The organism is Sphaerisporangium sp. B11E5 (assembly GCF_039871875.1).
In the GTDB taxonomy this organism is placed as follows: domain Bacteria; phylum Actinomycetota; class Actinomycetes; order Streptosporangiales; family Streptosporangiaceae; genus Sphaerisporangium.
This window is the reverse complement of the sequence record NZ_JBDPMD010000031.1, coordinates 20,628-39,381: the sequence shown is the minus strand read 5'-3', so window position 1 is coordinate 39,381 and position 18,754 is coordinate 20,628. Positions and strand designations below refer to the sequence as shown.

The 18,754-nt window shown below is 75.4% G+C and carries 21 protein-coding genes; 14 read left to right on the top strand and 7 right to left on the bottom strand.

Going from position 1 to position 18,754, the window contains the following annotated elements; translation table 11 throughout:
* Positions 1-47: 47 nt before the first annotated feature.
* The 7 genes from hpnC to hpnH are packed head-to-tail and all read left to right on the top strand — an operon-like array spanning position 48 to position 7,680.
* On the top strand, positions 48-959 hold the full coding sequence (gene hpnC, locus ABGB17_RS25055) for a squalene synthase HpnC (RefSeq protein ID WP_347633645.1): 912 nt from the start codon (positions 48-50) through the stop codon (positions 957-959).
* A gap of 7 nt (positions 960-966) precedes the next feature.
* Positions 967-1,821, top strand: coding sequence for a squalene/phytoene synthase family protein (locus ABGB17_RS25050; protein ID WP_347633643.1), 855 nt, complete (start codon positions 967-969; stop codon positions 1,819-1,821).
* Positions 1,818-3,182, top strand: a complete 1,365-nt coding sequence (gene hpnE, locus ABGB17_RS25045; protein WP_347633641.1) for a hydroxysqualene dehydroxylase HpnE — start codon at positions 1,818-1,820, stop codon at positions 3,180-3,182. Before ABGB17_RS25050 ends, hpnE begins: the two co-directional genes overlap by 4 nt.
* Entirely contained in the window at positions 3,179-4,186 is a 1,008-nt protein-coding gene (locus tag ABGB17_RS25040) for a polyprenyl synthetase family protein (protein ID WP_347633639.1), read from the top strand. The genes hpnE and ABGB17_RS25040 overlap by 4 nt, the downstream gene beginning before the upstream one ends.
* Position 4,187: 1 nt before the next feature.
* Positions 4,188-6,089, top strand: a complete 1,902-nt coding sequence (gene shc, locus ABGB17_RS25035; protein ID WP_347633637.1) for a squalene--hopene cyclase — start codon at positions 4,188-4,190, stop codon at positions 6,087-6,089.
* Positions 6,086-6,679, top strand: coding sequence for a hypothetical protein (locus ABGB17_RS25030; RefSeq protein ID WP_347633635.1), 594 nt, complete (start codon positions 6,086-6,088; stop codon positions 6,677-6,679). The genes shc and ABGB17_RS25030 overlap by 4 nt, the downstream gene beginning before the upstream one ends.
* Positions 6,676-7,680, top strand: a complete 1,005-nt coding sequence (hpnH, locus tag ABGB17_RS25025) for an adenosyl-hopene transferase HpnH (protein ID WP_347633633.1) — start codon at positions 6,676-6,678, stop codon at positions 7,678-7,680. Before ABGB17_RS25030 ends, hpnH begins: the two co-directional genes overlap by 4 nt.
* A 7-nt stretch (positions 7,681-7,687) precedes the next feature.
* Here the strand turns inward: hpnH and ABGB17_RS25020 are convergent, their stop codons facing one another.
* Genes ABGB17_RS25020 through ABGB17_RS25010 form a run of 3 tightly spaced genes read right to left on the bottom strand, consistent with a single transcriptional unit; the run spans position 7,688 to position 9,873 of the window.
* Complete coding sequence (locus tag ABGB17_RS25020) at positions 7,688-8,509, bottom strand: endonuclease/exonuclease/phosphatase family protein (protein ID WP_347633631.1); 822 nt, start codon at positions 8,507-8,509, stop codon at positions 7,688-7,690.
* A gap of 9 nt (positions 8,510-8,518) precedes the next feature.
* The gene (locus ABGB17_RS25015; protein ID WP_347633625.1) at positions 8,519-9,301 is read right to left on the bottom strand and encodes an SGNH/GDSL hydrolase family protein; all 783 of its coding nucleotides are present in this window, start codon (positions 9,299-9,301) and stop codon (positions 8,519-8,521) included.
* Positions 9,301-9,873 (bottom strand): PadR family transcriptional regulator, encoded by a 573-nt coding sequence (locus ABGB17_RS25010; RefSeq protein ID WP_347633619.1) that lies wholly within the window; start codon positions 9,871-9,873, stop codon positions 9,301-9,303. The genes ABGB17_RS25015 and ABGB17_RS25010 overlap by 1 nt, the downstream gene beginning before the upstream one ends.
* Before the next feature lie 110 nt (positions 9,874-9,983).
* On the opposite strand from ABGB17_RS25010, the gene ABGB17_RS25005 reads away from it, so the two are divergent.
* Positions 9,984-10,766, top strand: coding sequence for an SDR family NAD(P)-dependent oxidoreductase (locus ABGB17_RS25005; RefSeq protein WP_347633617.1), 783 nt, complete (start codon positions 9,984-9,986; stop codon positions 10,764-10,766).
* A gap of 52 nt (positions 10,767-10,818) precedes the next feature.
* Here ABGB17_RS25005 and ABGB17_RS25000 read toward each other — a convergent pair whose 3' ends face one another.
* From ABGB17_RS25000 to ABGB17_RS24990, 3 genes are all read right to left on the bottom strand, one after another.
* The gene (locus ABGB17_RS25000; protein WP_347633615.1) at positions 10,819-11,820 is read right to left on the bottom strand and encodes an acyl-CoA desaturase; all 1,002 of its coding nucleotides are present in this window, start codon (positions 11,818-11,820) and stop codon (positions 10,819-10,821) included.
* A 5-nt stretch (positions 11,821-11,825) separates the two neighbouring features.
* A complete protein-coding gene (locus ABGB17_RS24995) occupies positions 11,826-12,149 on the bottom strand; it encodes an STAS domain-containing protein (protein WP_347633613.1) in 324 nt (107 codons plus the stop codon).
* Between the two features lie 145 nt (positions 12,150-12,294).
* Positions 12,295-12,768, bottom strand: a complete 474-nt coding sequence (locus ABGB17_RS24990) for a DUF5994 family protein (protein ID WP_347633611.1) — start codon at positions 12,766-12,768, stop codon at positions 12,295-12,297.
* A 206-nt stretch (positions 12,769-12,974) separates the two neighbouring features.
* On the opposite strand from ABGB17_RS24990, the gene ABGB17_RS24985 reads away from it, so the two are divergent.
* Positions 12,975-13,979 (top strand): site-specific integrase, encoded by a 1,005-nt coding sequence (locus ABGB17_RS24985; protein WP_347633609.1) that lies wholly within the window; start codon positions 12,975-12,977, stop codon positions 13,977-13,979.
* A 27-nt stretch (positions 13,980-14,006) separates the two neighbouring features.
* Here the strand turns inward: ABGB17_RS24985 and ABGB17_RS24980 are convergent, their stop codons facing one another.
* Entirely contained in the window at positions 14,007-14,789 is a 783-nt protein-coding gene (locus ABGB17_RS24980) for a hypothetical protein (protein WP_347633607.1), read from the bottom strand.
* A gap of 85 nt (positions 14,790-14,874) precedes the next feature.
* On the opposite strand from ABGB17_RS24980, the gene ABGB17_RS24975 reads away from it, so the two are divergent.
* From ABGB17_RS24975 to ABGB17_RS24955, 5 genes are all read left to right on the top strand, one after another.
* A complete protein-coding gene (locus ABGB17_RS24975) occupies positions 14,875-15,309 on the top strand; it encodes a hypothetical protein (protein WP_347633605.1) in 435 nt (144 codons plus the stop codon).
* A gap of 30 nt (positions 15,310-15,339) precedes the next feature.
* Positions 15,340-15,903 carry a PadR family transcriptional regulator gene (locus tag ABGB17_RS24970; protein WP_347633603.1) on the top strand — a complete coding sequence of 188 codons (564 nt, stop codon included), beginning with the start codon at positions 15,340-15,342 and terminating at the stop codon, positions 15,901-15,903.
* A gap of 45 nt (positions 15,904-15,948) precedes the next feature.
* On the top strand, positions 15,949-16,824 hold the full coding sequence (sigJ, locus tag ABGB17_RS24965; RefSeq protein ID WP_347633601.1) for an RNA polymerase sigma factor SigJ: 876 nt from the start codon (positions 15,949-15,951) through the stop codon (positions 16,822-16,824).
* A gap of 78 nt (positions 16,825-16,902) precedes the next feature.
* On the top strand, positions 16,903-18,036 hold the full coding sequence (locus ABGB17_RS24960) for an FAD-dependent oxidoreductase (protein WP_347633599.1): 1,134 nt from the start codon (positions 16,903-16,905) through the stop codon (positions 18,034-18,036).
* Between the two features lie 111 nt (positions 18,037-18,147).
* A complete protein-coding gene (locus tag ABGB17_RS24955; protein ID WP_347633597.1) occupies positions 18,148-18,750 on the top strand; it encodes a methyltransferase domain-containing protein in 603 nt (200 codons plus the stop codon).
* Positions 18,751-18,754: the final 4 nt, after the last annotated feature.

Here is an 18,754-nt window from a genome sequence, read left to right as displayed (position 1 = left end):
AACCTTGGTGAAGAACGGCCGTCCCTGGTGAAAGCCGCGCGGGCTTTATGGTGGATATGGCCGTTGACCTCGTGTTTCACAGTGCCGGACGGCAGTTTACGGCGCCGTGTGCTGGCAATAGTCAAGCCATGTCATCGGGGAGGGCCGTCATATCGAGAGCGAGCCGGGAGAATTTCCCGGTCGCTTCGCGCGTGCTGCCGGGCCGATATCGGGGCCATCTTTTCGCGGTGTACGCCTTCGCGCGCCACGTGGACGACATCGGTGACGAGGCCGGCCGGGAGGACCGGCCGCGGCTGCTGGACGACGTCGACGCCGACCTGCGCCGGCTGTACGCCGGCCGGGCCCCGCGGCACCCGGTGGTGCGGGGCCTCCGCCTGACGGTGCGGGAGTGCGCGGTGCCCGCCGAGCCGTTCCACCTGCTGGTGGAGGCGGGCCGGCGCGACCAGCGGGTGACCCGGTACGAGACGTTCGACGAGCTGCTGGGGTACTGCGCGTTGTCGGCCAACCCGGTGGGGCACATCGTGTTGCACGTGTTCGGCGCCGCGGGCGGGGCCCGGGTGCCGCTGTCGGACCGGGTGTGCTCGGCGCTGCAGGTCATCGAGCACTGCCAGGACGTCGGCGAGGACTACCGCCGGGGCCGTGTCTACCTGCCCGGTGAGGATCTGCGCCGGTACGGCTGCACCGAGCACGACCTGGCGGGCGTGGTCACGCCGAAGCCGTTGCGGCGGGTGGTGGCGTTGCAGGCGGGGCGGGCGGCGCGGCTGCTGGACGCCGGGGCGCCGCTGCTGGCGTCGCTGAGCGGGTTCGCGCGGGCCGCGGTCGCCGGGTACGTCGCCGGGGGCCGGGCCACGGTCGCCGCGCTGGAACGTTCCGGTCATGACGTGCTGGGGGTGGCGGTCCGCCCGGGCCGTGCCCGGCTGGGGGGCGCGTGGCTGCGTGCGCTGGTGACGGGGAGGTGACCCGGTAGTGGCGTCCCACGCTTACCGGCACTGCGAGTGGATCGTGCGCACCCGGGCCAGGAACTTCTCCTACGGCATCCGCCTGCTGCAGCCGCCGAGACGCCGGGCGCTGAGCGCGGTGTACGCCTTCGCCCGCCGCATCGACGACATCGGCGACGGTGACGGCCCGGCCGAGCAGCGGCTGGCGTTGCTGGCGGCGGCGCGCGGGGCGTTGCGGGTGCGGCGGCCGGTGCACGGCGACCTGGTGCTGGTGGCGTTGTTCGACGCGGCGCGCCGGTACCCCATTCCGCTGGCGGCGTTCGAGGAGCTGATCGACGGGTGCGCCGCCGACGTGCGCGGCGTGACGTACGACCGGTTCGAGGACCTATTGGCGTACTGCCGCCGGGTGGCGGGGTCGGTGGGGCGGCTGTCGCTGGGGGTGTTCGGCGTGGCCGACCGGGCGGCGGCCGCGCCGCTCGCGGACGCGCTCGGTGTGGCGTTGCAGCTCACCAACGTGCTGCGGGACGTGAACGAGGACCGGCGGGCCGGGCGGGTGTACCTGCCCGCCGAGGACCTGGAGCGGTTCGGCTGCACGCTGGAGGTGGACGGCGCGGGCCGGTTCACCGACCCGCCGCACCGGCTGGAGGCGCTGATGCGGTTCCAGACGGCCCGGGCCCGCGAGTGGTACGCGCAGGGCATGCGGCTGCCGCCGCTGCTGGACCGCCGCAGCGCCGCGTGCACCGCCGCGATGGCGGGCATCTACCGCGGCCTGCTCGACCGCATCGCCGCGTGCCCCGCCGAGGCCCTGGCGGGCCGTTCGTCGTTGCCGGCCTGGGAGAAGGCGATGGTCGCGGCTCGCGCGCTCGCGGGGGCCGGCCGGTGAGCGGCGCGCCGGTGGCCGTGGTGGGTGGCGGGCTGGCCGGGATCGCGGCGGCGGTCGCGCTCGCGGACGCGGGGTGCCCGGTCACGCTGTACGAGGCGCGGCCGCGTCTCGGCGGGGCCACCCATTCGTTCGCCCGGGGTGATCTGACGGTGGACAACGGGCAGCATGTGTTCCTGCGGTGCTGCACGGCGTACCGGGGGCTGCTGGACCGCATCGGCGGGACGCGGCAGGTGCGTGTGCAGGACCGGTTCGACGTGCGGGTGCTCACCCCGGGCGGCCGGGTGGGACGGCTGCGCAGGGCGGCGCTGCCGGGGCCGTTCCATCTGCTGCCCGCGCTGGCGACCTACTCGCTGCTCGGACCGGCCGACCGGCTGCGGGCGCTGCGCGGGTCGGTGGCGCTGTCGCGGCTGGACCCGGCGGACCCGGCGCTCGACCTGGTGGACCTCGGCACGTGGCTGGACCGGCACGGGCAGCGCGGCCCGGCGCGGCACGCGGTGTGGGAGCTATTCACCGTGGCGGCGCTGAACGTCGCCGCCGACCAGGCGGCGCTCGGCGCGGCGGTTCAGGTGTTCCGCACCGCGCTGTTCGGCCGTGCCGACGCGGCCGACATCGGCGTGCCCGCCGTCCCGCTCGGCGAGCTGCACGGTGCCGCCGCCGCGCGGGCCGTCGTGCGGCGCGGCGGCCGGGTGCGGCTGTCGGCGAAGGTGAGCGCGGTGCTGCCCGGCCCGGCGGTGGTGGTGGACGGGCGGCGGGTGGAGGCGTCCGCCGTGGTGCTCGCCGTGCCGCACGAGCAGGCGGCGCGGCTGGTGCCGGACGGCGCGGCGCCGGGCCGGGACCGGTGGGCGGGCCTGCGGGCCAGCCCGATCGTCAACGTGCACGCGGTGTACGACCGGCGGGTCACCGAGTTGCCGTTCGCCGCGGTGGTCGGCTCACCCGTCCAGTGGGTCTTCGACAAGACCGGGGTGGCGGGGCTGGACCGGGGCCAGTACCTGACGGTGTCGGTGTCGGCGGCCGACCGGTGGATCGACCTGCCGGTGGCCCGGGTGCGTGCCGAGTTCGGCCCCGAGCTGCGGCGCGTCCTGCCCGGTGCGCGCGACGCGCGGCTCACCGATTTCTTCGTCACCCGTGAGCGCCGCGCCACGTTCCACCAGGGGCCCGGCAGCGGCGCCCTGCGTCCCGGCGCCGCCACCCGGTGGCCCGGCCTGTACCTCGCCGGCGCGTGGACCGACACGGGCTGGCCCGACACGATGGAGGGTGCCGTGCGCAGCGGACTCACCGCGGCCCGCCTGGTCCGCCGCCACATGCGCCGTCCGAGCGATGTGCGCCATGAGCTCGGGGCGCGCGAAGGGGCGGCGTCATGACGGCCCTGGTGCCGCCGGCGCTGCCGGCGGCCCGTGAGCTGGTCGGGCCGGCGCTGCGGGCGGCGGTGGACCTGCTGGACCCGGTCACCCGCCGGGTCGCCGCCTACCACCTCGGCTGGACCGACCACGAGGGCCGCCCCGCGGACGGCGGCGGCAAGGCGCTGCGCCCGGCGCTCGCGGTGCTGTCGTCGCGGGCGGCGGGCGCGGCGCCGGACCTGCCGGCCGCGGCGGCGGTGGAACTGGTGCACGCGTTCTCGCTGCTGCACGACGACATCATGGACGGCGACCGCACCCGCAGGCACCGCCCGGCCGCCTGGACGCTGTTCGGCCGCGCCGAGGCGATCCTCGCCGGGGACGCCCTGCTGGCCCTGGCCGGTGAGCTGCTCGCCGGGGCCGGCACCCCCGGGCACCTCCAGGTGGCGCGGGCCGTCGGCGTCGCGACCCGCCGCCTGATCGCCGGCCAGGCCGCGGACCTGGAGTTCGAACGCCGCACCGAGGTGAGCCTGGCGGAGTGCCTGCGGATGTCGTCCGACAAGACCGGGGCCCTGCTGTCGTGCGCCTGCGCCGCCGGCGCCCTGGCCGCCGGGGCGCCCCCCGGGCTGACCGGCGCCCTGGCGGCGTTCGGCGCGGAGGCCGGCCTGGCGTTCCAGCTCGTCGACGACCTGCTCGGCATCTGGGGCACCCCCGAGACCACCGGCAAACCCGTCCTGTCGGACCTGCGGGCCGGCAAGAAGACCCTGCCCGTGGTGGCGGCCCTCACCGGCGGCACCCCCGCCGGGGCCCGCCTGTCCGGCCTGCTCGCCCGCCCGGGCCCGCTGCCGGAGGACGGCCTCGACGAGGCGGCCCGCCTGGTGGAGGAGGCCGGCGGCCGCGCCTGGGCCGAGGCCGAGGCCAAACACCGCCTGGACGTCGCCCACCGCCACCTGGCCGACGCCGACCTGCCGCCCGCGGTCCGCGCGGAGTTCCTGGAGGTCGCCGCCTTCATCACCACCAGGGACCACTGACATGACCCCCGACATGATCACCGGCCCGGCCGCCCGGGAGGCGCCCGGAGGAACGCTCCCCGAGGCGGCGGAGCGGGCCCTGCGGGCGGCGTGCGACCACCTGGTGGGGCTGCGCGACCCCGGGGGGTGGTGGAAGGGGGAGCTGGAGACCAACGTGACGATGGACGCCGAGGACCTGCTGCTGCGGGAGTTCCTCGGGGTGCGCTCGGAGCAGGACACCGCCGAGGCGGCCCGGTGGATACGGTCGCGGCAGCGGGCCGACGGGACCTGGGCGAACTTCCACGGCGGGCCGGGGGATCTGTCCACCACCATCGAGGCCTACACCGCGCTGCGGCTCGCCGGGGACCACCCGGGGGAGGCGCACATGCGGGCCGCGGCGGCGTTCGCGCGCCGCGGCGGGGGGATCGAGGCGGCGCGGGTCTTCACGCGGATCTGGCTGGCGATGTTCGGGCAGTGGCGCTGGGACGACCTGCCCGCGCTGCCCGCCGAGCTGATCCTGCTGCCGCCGTGGTGCCCGCTCAACGTGTACGACTGGGCGTGCTGGGCCCGGCAGACCATCGTGCCGCTGACCGTCGTGGCCTCCCACCGGCCGGTGCGGGCGCTGCCGTTCGACCTGGCCGAGCTGCGCACCGGGCGGCCGTCCCGGCGGGGCCGTCCCGGCGGGACGCTCGGCGCGCTGGACCGGCTGCTGCGGCGCTACGAACGCCGTCCCCTGCCGGGGCTCCGTCGGGCGGCGCTGCGGCGCGCCGTCGAGTGGATCGTGGTGCGGCAGGAGGCCGACGGGTCGTGGGGCGGCATCCAGCCGCCGTGGGTGTACTCGCTGATCGCCCTCCACCTGTCCGGGTACGCCGTCGACCACCCGGTGATGCGGCGGGGCCTGCGCGGCCTGGACCGCTTCACGGTCCGCGACGAGCGGGGGCGCCGCATGGAGGCCTGCCAGTCCCCGGTGTGGGACACCGCGCTCGCCGTCACCGCGTTGCTGGACGCCGGGCTGCCCGCCGGTCACCCCGCCGTGGCCGAGGGCGCGGCGTGGCTGCTCGGCGAGGAGGTGCGCGGCCCGGGGGACTGGGCGGTGCGGCGGCCCGGCCTGCGTCCCGGCGGCTGGGCGTTCGAGTTCGACAACGACGGCTACCCCGACACCGACGACACCGCCGAGGTGGTGCTGGCGCTGCGCCGCGTGCCGCTCCCCGGGGCACGGCCGGCCGTCGACCGGGCGGTGCGCTGGATGGCGGGCATGGCGTGCCGCGACGGCGGGTTCGCCGCGTTCGACGCCGACAACACCCGCGAGCTGATCAGGAAGCTGCCGTTCTGCGACTTCGGCGCCGTGATCGACCCGCCGACGGCGGACGTCACCGCGCACGTCGTCGAGGCGCTGGCCGCCGAGCCGCCCGCCGACCCGGCCGTGCTGCGCCGCGCGGTGGCGTGGCTGCTGCGCGCCCAGGAACCGGACGGGTCGTGGTTCGGCCGCTGGGGCGCCAACCACGTCTACGGCACCGGCGCCGCGCTGCCCGCCCTGGCCGCCGCGGGTGTGCCGGCGGGCGACCCGGCGGTGCGGCGGGCGGTGGCGTGGCTGGAACGGCACCAGAACGACGACGGCGGCTGGGGCGAGGACATGCGCTCCTACCGCGACCCCGCGTGGATCGGCCGCGGCCACTCCACCGCGTCACAGACCGCCTGGGCGCTGATCGCCCTGCTCGCCGCCGGTGAACGCTCCACGGCGGTGGAGGCGGGGGTGCGGTGGCTGGTGCGCGCACAGCGGCCGGACGGCACCTGGGACGAGCCGTACCACACCGGCACCGGGTTCCCCGGCGACTTTTACATCAACTACCACCTGTACCGCCTGGTCTTCCCGATCACGGCGCTCGGACGCTACCTGCGCCCGCCCGGGGACGGCGCGGGGTGAGCGGCCTGGCGATCTGCGTCGCGCTCGGCATCGAGGCGCGGGCCGTGACCCGGGGGCTGCGGCCCGGGGACGGGGTGACCGTGGTCCGCACCGGGATGGGCCCGCGCCGCGCCTCACGGGCCGGGACCCGGCTCGGGAAGTACCGGGCGGTCGCGGTGACCGGGTTCGCCGGGGCACTGGACGACGGGCTGCGGCCAGGGGACGTGCTGGTCGCCGGGGAGGTCCGCTACCGGGGCCGCGCCCTGCCGTGCCCGTCCGCGGGCGCGCTCGCCGACGAACTGGCCCGGGCGGGCATCCACGCCCAGATCGGGCCCCTGGTCACCCGCGGCCGACTGGTCACCGGCGCCGCCCGCGGCCGACTGGCCGCCACGGGGGCAAGGGGTGTGGACATGGAGGCCGGGCCGCTCGTCACGGCCGCGCTGACGTGCGTGCCCGCGGTGGCCGTGGCGCGCGTCGTGGTGGACACCCCGGCGGCGCCGCTGCTGAGCCCGGCCACGGTGCTCGGCGGGGTGGCGGCGCGGCGGACGCTGCGGCGCCTCGGGCCGGTGCTGGCGCGCTGGGCCGCGCGGACCGAGGAGGTGCGGCCATGACGATCCCGGTGCGGCAGAGCCTGCGCATCGGCGGGTACATCCTGCGCCAGCGGCTGCGCGGCCGCCGCAAGTTCCCGCTGCTGGTCGAGCTTGAGCCGCTGTTCGCGTGCAATCTGGCGTGCGCGGGCTGCGGCAAGATCCAGCACCCCGCGGACGTGCTGCGCCGCCGCATGCCGGTGGACCAGGCCGTGGCGGCCGTCGAGGAGAGCGGCGCCCCGATGGTGTCCATCGCGGGCGGTGAGCCGCTCATGCACCCGCAGATCGGCGAGATGGTGCGCCGGCTGGTCGACCGCAGACGCTACGTCTTCCTGTGCACCAACGCGCTGCTCATCCCCAAGAAGATCGACCAGTTCACGCCGTCGCGGTACTTCGCGTGGACCGTGCACATCGACGGGCTGCGCGACCGGCACGACGCGTCGGTGTGCCGCCCGGGGACGTTCGACGAGGCGGTGGCGGCGGTGCGCGAGTGCCGCCGCCGCGGTTTCCGGGTGACCACCAACACCACGTTCTTCTCCACCGACACGCCCCGCACCGTGATCGAAGTGCTCGACTACCTCAACGACGACCTGGCCGTGGACGAGATGATGATCTCGCCCGCGTACGCCTACGCCAAGGCGCCCGACCAGGAGCACTTCCTCGGCATCAGGGACACCCGGGCCCTGTTCCGCGCCGCGTTCGCCGGGGGAAACCGCCAACGGTGGCGCCTCAGCCATTCGCCGTTGTTCCTGGACTTCCTGGAAGGCAAGGCCGACTTCCCGTGCACGGCCTGGGCGATCCCGTCGTACTCCCTGCACGGCTGGCAGCGCCCCTGCTACCTGATGGCCGACGGCTACGCCGCCACGTACCGCGAGCTGGTCGAGGAGACCGACTGGGACTCCTACGGCCGCGGCCACGACCCGCGCTGCGCCAACTGCATGGCCCACTGCGGCTACGAACCCACCGCGGTGTTCGCGACCCTCGGCTCGCTGCGCGAGTCCCTGCGCGCCCTGCGCAGCGGCTGAACCCGCCTCACACCTCGCCGGCCAGGTCGGCGAGCACGGCGGCGTGGTCGGACGGCCAGACACCGCCCACGGGACGGTCGCCCACGCGGCGCACGGAAAGGACGCGGCCGAGGCCGCCCGGGCCGTGCCGGCCGACGTGGATGTAGTCGATGCGCCCGGGCGGCTCGTGCGGCAGCGCGGCGTAGGGGTTCGCGTTGTCCCAGGTCACGGCGGGTGCGGCCGGGTCGGCGTAGGCCCAGGCGTCCACCAGCACCTGCCCGGGGACGGCCGGGGCGGTCCGGTGACCGCCGAACAGCCGCATCTCGTCGGAGTCGGGCAGGGCGTTGAAGTCCCCGGTCACCACGGCCGGGAAGCCGCCGCGGCCCCGGTGCGCGGCGACGAACCGGGCCAGCGCCGTGACCTGGGCGCAGCGCACCGCCGACTCGAACGGCCGGGAGTTCAGGTGGGTGGTGAAGAACGGCACCGGTCCCGCGGGGGCGTCCACCAAGGCGTGCAGGGCCTGGTGCCCGTCGTCCTGGCCGCCCTCGGTCGGCAGCCGCAGCGTGGTACGCCCGGCGAGGGGCCAGCGGCTGAGCACCGCCAGGCCGACGTCCGCCGTCGCCTCACCCACACGCTCGTGCCAGCGCCCGGGCCGGTCGGAAGCCGTCCACGTCCAGTGCAGGCCGAGGCGCGCGGCCAGCCACCCGGCGAGGTTGTCCTCCCCTTCGGCCCAGACCTCCTGCAGCCCGATCAGATCGCAGTCCAGCTCCGCCAAGGTGGTCATGATGGCGTCCCGCCGCTGCCGCCAGGGGCCGAACCGCCACCACACGTTCCAGGTCAGTACCCGCATGACCCCGCCCTAGGGGGTCGCCGGGTCCACGCCCGGCAGCGGCGTGAGCAGGGGGCGTTTGGCGGACCGGCCGTCGCCCGAGGAGCGGCCCCGCAGGCGGCGGCCGATCCACGGGCCCGCGTACGTGGCCAGCCACCACGCCTCGGCGGCCGCGGCCCGCCACGCGGAGGGGGCGCGCAGGGGCGGGAACGGGTCCGTCCAGGTGGCGTCGCTGCCGGGCAGCTCCAGCGCGTGCGCGAACGCGGCGGCGATCCGGGCGTGGCCCACCGGGCTGGCGTGGATCCGGTCGCGGCTCCACATCCGGGCGTCGGTGGCCACCGTGTGCGGGAAGGTGTCCACCAGGATGACGCCGTGGCGCGCGGCGGCGGCCCTGATGCGGGCGTTGAGGGCGATCACCCTCGGCTGCAGCGGGCGGGCCAGCGGCATGATCGCGCCGATGTCGGGGAAGGTCACGCCGACCACGCGCGCCCCCGACGCGGTCAGGGCGGCGTACATGTCCTCCAGCGCCGCCGCCACCCGGGCGGCGTCGAAGCCGGGGCGCATCAGGTCGTTCATGCCCGCCATGACCGTGGCCAGGTCGGGGCGCAGCTCCAGGGCGACGGCGAGCTGCTCGTCGCGGACCTGCCCCGCGAGACGGCCGCGCACGGCGAGGTTGGCGTACAGCAGGCCCGGCGCGGCGCCGGCCAGGTGCTCGGCGAGGCGGTCGGCCCAGCCGCGGTGCCCGCTCACGTCGTCCCCGTCACCGAGCCCCTCGGTCTGGCTGTCGCCGAGCGCGACATAACGGCTGAACATCACTGTCCCCCTCCGGTCCGGGCCGCGCGTTCGCTCAGGGTGCGCGCGGTCTGCAGGCACCAGTCGTGGATCTCGCGTTCCAGGCGGCAGCCGGCCAGGCAGGACAGGTACGGCCCGACACGCTCGCCCTCACGCAGGAACGTCTCCTCGGGAAGGCCCCCGCGCAGCCGCAGGAGGATCTTCTCGAACAACGCGAGTTTGGCGGCGGCCCCCTCGGCCCGCTCCAGAAGCTGCGTGACCACGGTCGCGGTGTCGAGCACGTCCACCGCGTGCACCCGCACGACCAGGTCGTCCCGCATCAGCAACGGCTTGGGCGGCGCCGACGCGAAGCGCGCCAGCTCCCCGATCCCGGCCTCGGTCACCGTGAACACCCGCTTGGTGGGCCGCCCCTGCTGCGGCACCTCGCGCCCCGCCACCAGCCCCGCGGTCTCCAGCTTGGCCAGCTCGGCGTACAACTGCTGCGGCGCCGCGTACCAGAAGTCGGCGACCCCCACGTCGAACACCTTGGTGAGCTGGTAGCCGCTGTACTCCCCGTCGAGCAACGCCGCGAGCACCGCGTGCCGCAGAGCCATCTGTTACTCATGTCCATGAGTAGTCATGACCATGACTATAACCGTGGGAGGCGTCCCCCACCAGAGCGTCACCGCGCGTGGCCGGCACCGGGAGGGGGAAGGCATGCCGGGTGGGACGGGGGAGCAGGCTGGACGGGGCGCGGGTGCTGGTCACCGGCGCCTCGTCGGGGATCGGCGCGGCCACCGCGCGCGCGATGGCGGCCCGTGGCGCGAAGGTGACGCTGACCGGCCGCGACGCCGGGCGCCTCGCCGCCGTCGCGGCCGAGACCGGCGGGCGTGCGGTGGCCTGCGATCTGCTGGCGGACCGGGAGGCCGGCCGGGACGGCGGCGTGGCGGGGCTGGTCGCGGCGGCCGGGCCGGTGGACGTGCTGGTGGCGAACGCGGGGGCCGGGTGGGCGGGGCCGTTCACCGGGATGCCGCCGGCGGAGCTGGAGCGGCTGGTGCGCCTGGACCTCGTCGTGCCGATGGTGCTGACCCGGCTGCTGCTGCCCGGCATGATCGAGTCCGGCCGGGGGCACGTCGTGCTGGTGTCCTCGATCGCGGGGGCCGTCGGGGTGCGGGACGAGGCGGTGTACTCGGCCGCGAAGGCGGGGTTGACGGTGTTCGCCGAGGCGCTGCGGCACGAACTGCGCGGCCCGGGGGCGCCCGGTGTCTCGGTCGTCCTGCCCGGGGTCGTGGACACCCCGTTCTTCGCCCGGCGGGGCGCCCCGTACGCGCGGCGCCGGCCGGTGCCCGTCCCGCCGGAGCGGGTGGCCCGCGCCATCGTCGCCGCCGTGGAACGCGGGCGGCCCGAGTCCTACGTGCCCGCCTGGCTGCGCCTGCCCGCCCGTCTTCGCGGCGCCGCCCCGGGGCCGTTCCGCCTGCTGGCCCGGCGGGCAGGCGGCTCCGCATAGCTTCGCCGCCGTGAGGTCCGCCGGCCGGCGCACGTCACCGCGCGGCGGCCGGCTACGTGGTGCCGCGCAGCGTGCGCTTGCCGGCCACCGTACGACGGTGCTGCAGGGCGTCGGGGGGCAGCCAGTGCACGTCGGTGGCCCAGTTCAGGCGTTCGAACAGCTTGATGACGGCGGCCGAGGGGTCGATCCGGCGCGGGCCACGGCCGTGCCGGGCGAGGCTGGGCAGGCTGTGGTGCCCGTTGTGCCAGCTCTCCCCGAAGGACAGCAGAGCCAGCGGCCACAGGTCGGTGGAGCGATCGTGGCCGCGGGTCCTGTGCGGCCGCTCACCGATCATGTGGCACAGGGAGTTGACGCTCCAGGTCACATGCTGCAGCAGAGCGACACGGACCAGGCCGGCCCAGATGAACGCGGTCAGCCCGCCGTACAGCCCGCCGCTGATCGCCCAGCCCGCGGCGAACGGCAGAAGCAGGGAGATGGCGCACAAGGCGGGGAAGGCACGCGAGACACGCAGCATGGCCGGATCGTTGCGCAGCAGGTCGGGGGCGTACCGGGCCGCCGAGGTGGGCTCGCTGGTGAACAGCCAGCCCAGGTGGGCGTGGGCCAGGCCGCGCAGCTGGCCGCCGGGGCCGGTGCCGTAGCGGTGGGGGGAGTGCGGGTCGCCCGGCTGGTCGGTGAAGGCGTGGTGGCGGCGGTGGACGGCCACCCAGTCGATCAGGTTGCCCTGGAAGCTCATCGACCCGGCCACGGCCAGGGTGACGCGCAGCCAGGGGCGGGCGGTGAAGGAGCGGTGGGTCAGCAGACGGTGGAAGCCGACCGTCACGCCGAGCCCGGTCACGACGTAGAAGACGAGGGCCAGCAGCAGGTCGGTCAGGGTGATCCCTTCACCCCACGCCAGCCAGATGCCGGCGCCCAGCGCGATGAACGGCGCGACCACGATCGCTGCCGTCAGTGCCGCCTGCCTGGCGGGGACGCCGCCGAGGTGCTGCTCGGTGTGCGGGAACGGCGACCGCCCGTCGTATGCCTCGGTGGAGGCCGGCGGAGCCTCAAGGCGCATCCGGGTCACGCCATCGTCGGCAGGCTGCGGTCCAGGCCGGTGAGGCGCAGCAGCCGGCGCATGAACGGGCGGGGCGCGGTCAGGGCCACGCTGATGCCCATGGCCCGGGCGCGATGCTGGATGCCCACGAGGACGGCCAGTCCTGAGGCGTCGCAGAACGACACCTCCGACAGGTCGATGACGAGCAGGCTCGTGCCGCAGTGCAGCGTCGTCATCAGTTGCCGGCGGAACGCCGCGCTGGTGAAGATGTCGATCTCACCGGACAGGTGCACGGTGGTCGGCCTCACGTGGCCTGCCACGCCGAGCGGGGCGGCTTCGAGGACGGTCATGGGATGTCTCCTTCGTGGGAGCTGAGAAATAGGACGAGGTGCCTGCCGGCCGGAGAGCGGCCCATCGGCGAAATGGCCGGTTCTGAGCCGCTCGATCCAGCCGGCAGGCGGCACGTGGAGCACACCGGAGCCGGTGGCCGTCCGGTCAGGGACGGCTTCCGCCACCGGTGACCGATACGCCGTCGCCCGTCCGGCGGGCCGAGCCGGCGGCCGGCGGGCCCGAGAGCACCAGGCCGCCGTCGGCGCCCGAGCCGGTGGTGCCCTGCGCGGTGGGCATGGCCCCGGCAGGGCCGGCGGCGCCCGTGGGCATGACCATCAGGAAGATCGGCTCGCCTGCCGCGAAGTACAGAGTGATCACGTGCGGGTCGGTGTGGCGCGACCACGTGACCCTTACCCCGCGCCCGCGTGCCTGGATGCGGCTCGGGACGCTCCGCCAGGTGTCGCCGTGCAAGCCGACGCGGAGCGTGACTCGATCGAGCAGCCGGTCGACAGCGGCGATGAGGCCGGGCAGTTCGGCGGCCGCGTCCCGGGTGTAGGGCCACCAGGCGCCGTCCGCCACGGTCTGCCGATACGGCACCGGGGAGAGACGGAGGCGCAGCGCGGAGTCGACACTGGGCACCGCGAACGAGGCGGAGCTGCGTGGTGCGGGGTGATGAAGAAGTGCTGGCGTCATGGTCGTCCGGCCTGTCCGGGCCCTTGTGAGGGGCCGGTAGTGGTTCGCCGGGGGCGACGCGGACCTGAATGCCAACGCTCGGGAACTCCTCGGTGTCCCCATTGTACCCCATGACTTCCGGAATCCCGCGTTTCCGGAAGTAGACTGTGCGGGTGACTTCCGGGAGCAGGCCCTCAGGGATCACGGACCCGGCCGCGGCGGCTTCCGGGAACACCCGCCGGTCGCGGTCCGTCCCGCTGTCCGCCCCTTACTCCGCCGTCCTGGCCGGTTACGCCGCCGCTCTCGAGCACGCCCCGCTGGCCGGTTCCACCAGGACCAAGTACGTCTCCCGGCTGCGCGGCTACCTGGCCTGGCTGGCCGGTCAAGCCGACGCCGGGGCGCTGGACGGCGACGCGCTCAGCGACCCGGTCGTGGCCACCGGCGCGGTACGCGACTTTTGCCGCCACCTCAAGGACGGCCGCCGCGCCCCCACCACCATCGACACCTACCTGTCGGCCATCGACGACTTCTACGCCCGCCGCGGCCTCGGCAGCCCCCGGGCCCGCCGCGAACGCGACTCGCGTCGCACCGCCCCCCGCGCTCTGGACGCCCGGCGCGCCCGCCGCTACGTCGCCCACGTCCAGCGCGCCGCGTCCCCGCGGGACAAGGCCCTCGCTTTGCTGCCTTACTACGCGGGCCTGCGCCTCTCCGAAGTCGTCGGCCTCGACCTGGCCGACGTACGCCTGTCCGCGCGCGGCGGCGAACTCCGCATCCGGGGCGAAGGCCGCGACGCCGGCAAGATCCGCCTGCTGCCCGTCCACCCCGACCTGCACCAGGCCCTGGCCGGCTGGTTGCGAGCCCGCGCCGGCTGGAAAGGGGCCGGCACCCACGCCGCGGTGTTCCTCAACCACCGCGGCGGCCGTCTGAGCGACCGCGCCGCCCGCGACATCATCACCGGCTTCGGCGACGCGATCGGTTTCAAGGACGACCCCGCCGCGCCGTTCAGCCCGCACGTCCTGCGCCACACCTTCGCCACCCAGCTCATCCGCGGCGGCAAGGACCCCATCCTGGTCGCCGAACTGCTCGGCCACGACTCCCTGGACACCACCCGCCGCTACGCCCTGCCCCCCGAGGCCGACAAGGCCGCCGCTCTGGACGCCCTCATCACCGGCCGCTGACCACAGGCACCGGCGTGGTGGTCCGCCTCACCACGGTGGGGTCGCGGGTTCCCCGGCTCCGCCGCCGAGCATGAGACGCAGGTCGTCGCCCCAGGAGTCCAGCACGGGGCCGTGGCCGGCGGACCTGGCGTGGGGCTCCAGGTCGGCCAGCAGCCGCCGGACGGCCGGGGCCGCGGCGGGGGACAGGGCCTCGCCGAGCAGGCCGAGCAGGCGGGGGCGGGACCATTCGGGGTGGGACAGCGGGTGACGGTCCAGCTCCCAGGCGAGGTACTTGTTGTACGGGCGGACCCGCTGGTGCAGCGCGAACACGTAGGTCAGGTGGCAGGGGACCGCCTCGGCGGCGTCCAGCCGGGCGGCGGTCGCGTCGCCGTTCCCGGCGTTCTTGACGCAGCGGTACACGGCGTTGAGGAACGCGCCGAGCGCGGCGGGCGCGACCGCGGCGGCCTCGGACGGCGACAGGCGGCCCTTGGCGGCGACCAGCTCGGTGATCAGGCCGCCGGTGGCGTCCTTCAGCACCTGGGCGTGGGTGAAGGCGTAACGGTTCCATTCGGTCGGCGAACCGGGTGAGGCGTGCGTGCGGAACTCCGCCAGCGGCATCACCGACACGTCGAGCCGCGCGTCCCGCCGGGCCTCCGCCGCCACCCCCTCGGTCCCGTCGCCCGACACCACGTACACGTCGAAGTCGGACCGGGCCGTCGCCATCCCCTCCCGGGCCCGCGACCCGCTCAGCACCACGCCGAGCACCCGCGCGTCGGCAAGCACCCGGCCGAGGAACGCGTCGAACTCCTCCTGCGGCGTCATCTCGATCACCGTCCCAGTCTGGACGACACGGGACCGACGGTCTCATCGTCAGGCGACCTTGACGTCAAGATGGCCTGACGAAATACTCGGAGGCATGGTCACACCGGACATGATCGACGCACGGTTCACGCTTCTCACCGCCGCCGCCCGCTACGACGAGCTGCGCACGCGGGACGCGCTGGCGTCCGCGGCGTCCGACGAGGACGAGACGCGGTTCACGAGCCCGCCGCCCCTCACCCAGGAGGAGGCGCTGGAGCTGCTCGCGCTCGGTGAGGTGCTGGCACGCAAGGCCGGGTACGGGCGGCAACTGGCGGTGCGGTCGGCGCGCGGCGCGGGCGCCTCGTGGTCGCAGATCGGCGCGGCCCTCGGCACCAGCAAACAAGCGGCCTGGGAGGCGCACGGCCGCTGGATCGACGGCCAGGCCGAGCAGTACAGACGCAGCGGATACGAGGGCTTCGGGCCCGAGGACGTCGCGGCGGCACGGGCCTTGGCCGGAGAGATCGACGACGGAAGCCGGAACCCGGGCTGACCGGCGCCGTCGCACAGGACCGGGAACGTCGTGGGACGACGGCGCGAGGTGGCCAACCCGCTGGCGCTGGCCGTGCTCGCCTGGTTGCTGACCGAGCCGATGCACCCCTACGAGCTCGGGCGGCGGTTGATGCGCACCGGGCAGGACCGGCACGTGAAGTACAGCCGTGGCACGCTGTACATGGTGGTGGACCGGTTGCGCAGGGCGGGGTTCATCGCCGAACGGGAGACCGTGCGCGACACCCGCCGCCCCGAGCGCACCGTCTACGCCCTCACCGACGCGGGCCGCGAGGAACTGCGCGACTGGATGCGCGACCTGGTCGGCACGCCGCACCCGGAGTACCCGCGGTTCGCGGTCGCCCTGTCGCTGCTCGACGCGCTCGCCCCCGAGGAGGCGGCCGCGTTGCTGCGCGACCGGCTGCTCACCCTCACCGCGCAGGTCGGCGAGCTGCGCGCGGCGGCCGCCTCCGCCCCGGCCTGGCCGCTGCCGGTGGTGGAGGAGTACCGCCTGGCCGTCCTGGAGGCCGAACGCCGTTTCGTCGCCGGCCTGGTGGACACCCTCGCCGCCGACGACCTGCCCGCCGACCGGACCTGACAGACCGAGATCGGGCCCGGGCGGGCCCGGTGCCACACTTGGGCCATGAGCAAGCTGGACCGGTTCGCGAGCAACCGTCCTCGGCTGCTCGGCCTGGCCTACCGCATGCTGGGGGAGGTCTCCGAGGCCGAGGACGTGCTGCAGGACGCCTACCTGCGCTGGGAGCGCAGCGAGTCGGTCGAGGTGCCGGAGGCGTGGCTGACCAAGGTGGTCGCCAACCTGTGCCTCACCCGCCTCACCTCCGCCCGGGTCCGCCGCGAGCAGTACGTCGGCACATGGCTGCCCGAGCCCGTCGCGGTCGAGGACGGGCGGCTCGGGCCCCTGGAGACGGTGGAGCAGCGCGAATCCCTGTCGATGGGCATGCTGGTGCTGCTGGAACGGCTGACGCCTCCTGAGCGGGCCGCGTTCGTGCTGCGTGAGGCGTTCGGCCACAGCCACCGTGAGGTCGCCGGCATCCTGGACGTCGAGGAGTCCCACGCCCGCCAGCTCTACCACCGGGCCCGCGAGCACGTCGGCGAGCCGCGCAAGCGGTTCACCACCTCCCCGGAGCAGAACCAGCGCATCGTGGACGGCTTCCTCGCCGCCGCCCGGCGGGGCGACGTGGCCGCCCTGGAGCAAATGCTCGCCGAGGACGTGGTGAGCTGGGCCGACGGCGGTGGCAAGGCCCCGGCGGCGGCGCACCCGGTGCAGGGCCGTGTCAAGGTGGCCCGCCTGGTGGTCGGCCTGGCCCACCATCGGAGGGCGGCGGGGTTCGAGCTGGTGTCCGCCACGGTCAACGGCGAGCCGGCGTACCTGGTCTGGGACGGCGGCACGCTGGTCGCCGCCACCGTCCCGGAGTTCGGGCCGGACGGCCTGATCGTGGCGTTGCTCGCCGTCACCAACCCCGACAAGCTCACACACGCCGCCGCGCCGCGAATGTGACGCTTTGCACAAGCGGCTCCTGTCACGGATCGCGTCCGCCTCCGGTCTACCGGTCGGGACACGAAAAGGAGACAGGAAATGACGCATCACATCGTGGTCATCGGCGCGGGCTACTCGGGGGTCATCGCCGCCAACCTCACGGCCAGGCTCACGGCCAGGCTCACCGACGCGCGCGTGACGCTGGTCAACGAGAGCGACCGGTTCGCGGAACGGGTGCGCCTGCACCAGCTCGCCGCCGGGCAGGTCCTTCGCGATCTGCCGCTCGCGGACCTGCTCGTCGAGCCGCGCATCGAGCTCGTGGTCGACCGGGTCACCGCCGTCGACGCCGTGGCCGGCACCGTGCGGCTCGGCCGCGCCGGGCGCGACCTCGGCTACGACACGCTCGTGTACGCCCTCGGCAGCCGCGCGGACCTGGAGTCGGTGCCGGGGGCGGCCGAGCACGCCTGGACGGTCGCCGTCCCCGCGGACGCCGCCCGGCTGCGCGACCACCTGACGGCGAGCGCCTCCGGGGGCGTGCTCGCCGTCGTCGGCGGCGGCCTGACCGGCATCGAGGCGGCCGCCGAACTGGCCGAGGCGTACCCGGGCCTGAAGGTCCGCCTGGTCACCGAGGGCGTGCCAGGGCCCGGCCTGTCCGAGCGTGCCCGCCGGCACCTGCGCGCCACGTTCGCCCGCCTCGGCGTCGAGGTGCGCGAGGGCGCCCGGGTGGCCGAGGTCCGCGCCGACGGTCTGGTGCTGGACGGCGGGGAGCACGTCGGCGCCGGCACCGTCGTCTGGGCGGCCGGCTTCGCGGTGCCCGGCCTGGCCCGGGAGGCCGGCCTCGCCGTGGACGACCACGGCCGGGTGATCGTGGACCGGACGCTGCGCTCGGTCTCCCACCTTGACATCCTCGCCGTCGGCGACGCGGCCGCCCTGCGCACCGAGGACGGCAAGGACCTCCGCATGGCGTGCGCCACCGGCATCCCCTCCGCCCAGCAGGCCGCCCGCGCCATCGCCGCCCGCCTGGCGGGCCGCGAGCCGCGCCCCCTGCGCTTCCGCTACTTCAACCAGTGCGTCAGCCTGGGGCGCGACGACGGCATCGTCCAGTTCGTCCGCAGCGACGACACCCCGCGCCGCGCCGCGCTGACCGGCCGCGCCGCCGCCCGCTACAAGGAGGCGATCGTCAGGGGCACCGTCTACGGGATGCGCCACCCTTCCATCCCCGGCTACCTGTGACCCCCGGGAACCCCGCCGGTGTTGCGGTTCCGGCAAGAAATTTTGCCGGGCCCCCGCCGGCGGGGACAGGGTGGTGCCCTGACCGACCCGGCCCCACCCGAGGCGAGGACGATGGACGCACAGTACTGGGACGACATGTACGGCAGCCGCGACCAGCTTTTCAGCGGCGCACCCAACGGGGTGCTGGTCACCGAGGTCACCGGCCTGCCGCCGGGGCGTGCGCTCGACGTGGGCTGCGGTGAGGGCGCCGACGCGCTGTGGCTGGCCCGGCGCGGATGGCGCGTCACCGCGGCCGACATCTCCCGGGTCGCGCTGCGCCGCGCCGCCCGTGCGGGCGCGGACGTCGCCGGCCGCGTGACATGGACCCACGCCGACCTGCTCGCCACGCCACCGCCGGCCGGTGAGTTCGACCTGGTGTCCGTCCAGTACTTCCCGCTTCCGCGGCAGCCGGGAGACACCGCGCTCCTCGGCCTGCTCGCCGCCGTCGCCCCGGGAGGGACCCTGCTCGTCGCCGGTCACGACCCCGCCGACCTGCCGCCGGGCCACGACCACGGCTTCGACCCCGGCGACTACCACCATCCCGCCGGCATCGCCGGGCTCCTCGGCGGCGACTGGACCGTCCTGGTGGACGAGACCCGCCCGCGGACCGCCCCCGCGCCGCCGGGCACCCACCACCGCCACGACACGGTGCTGCGGGCCCGGCGCGCACGGTGACCCC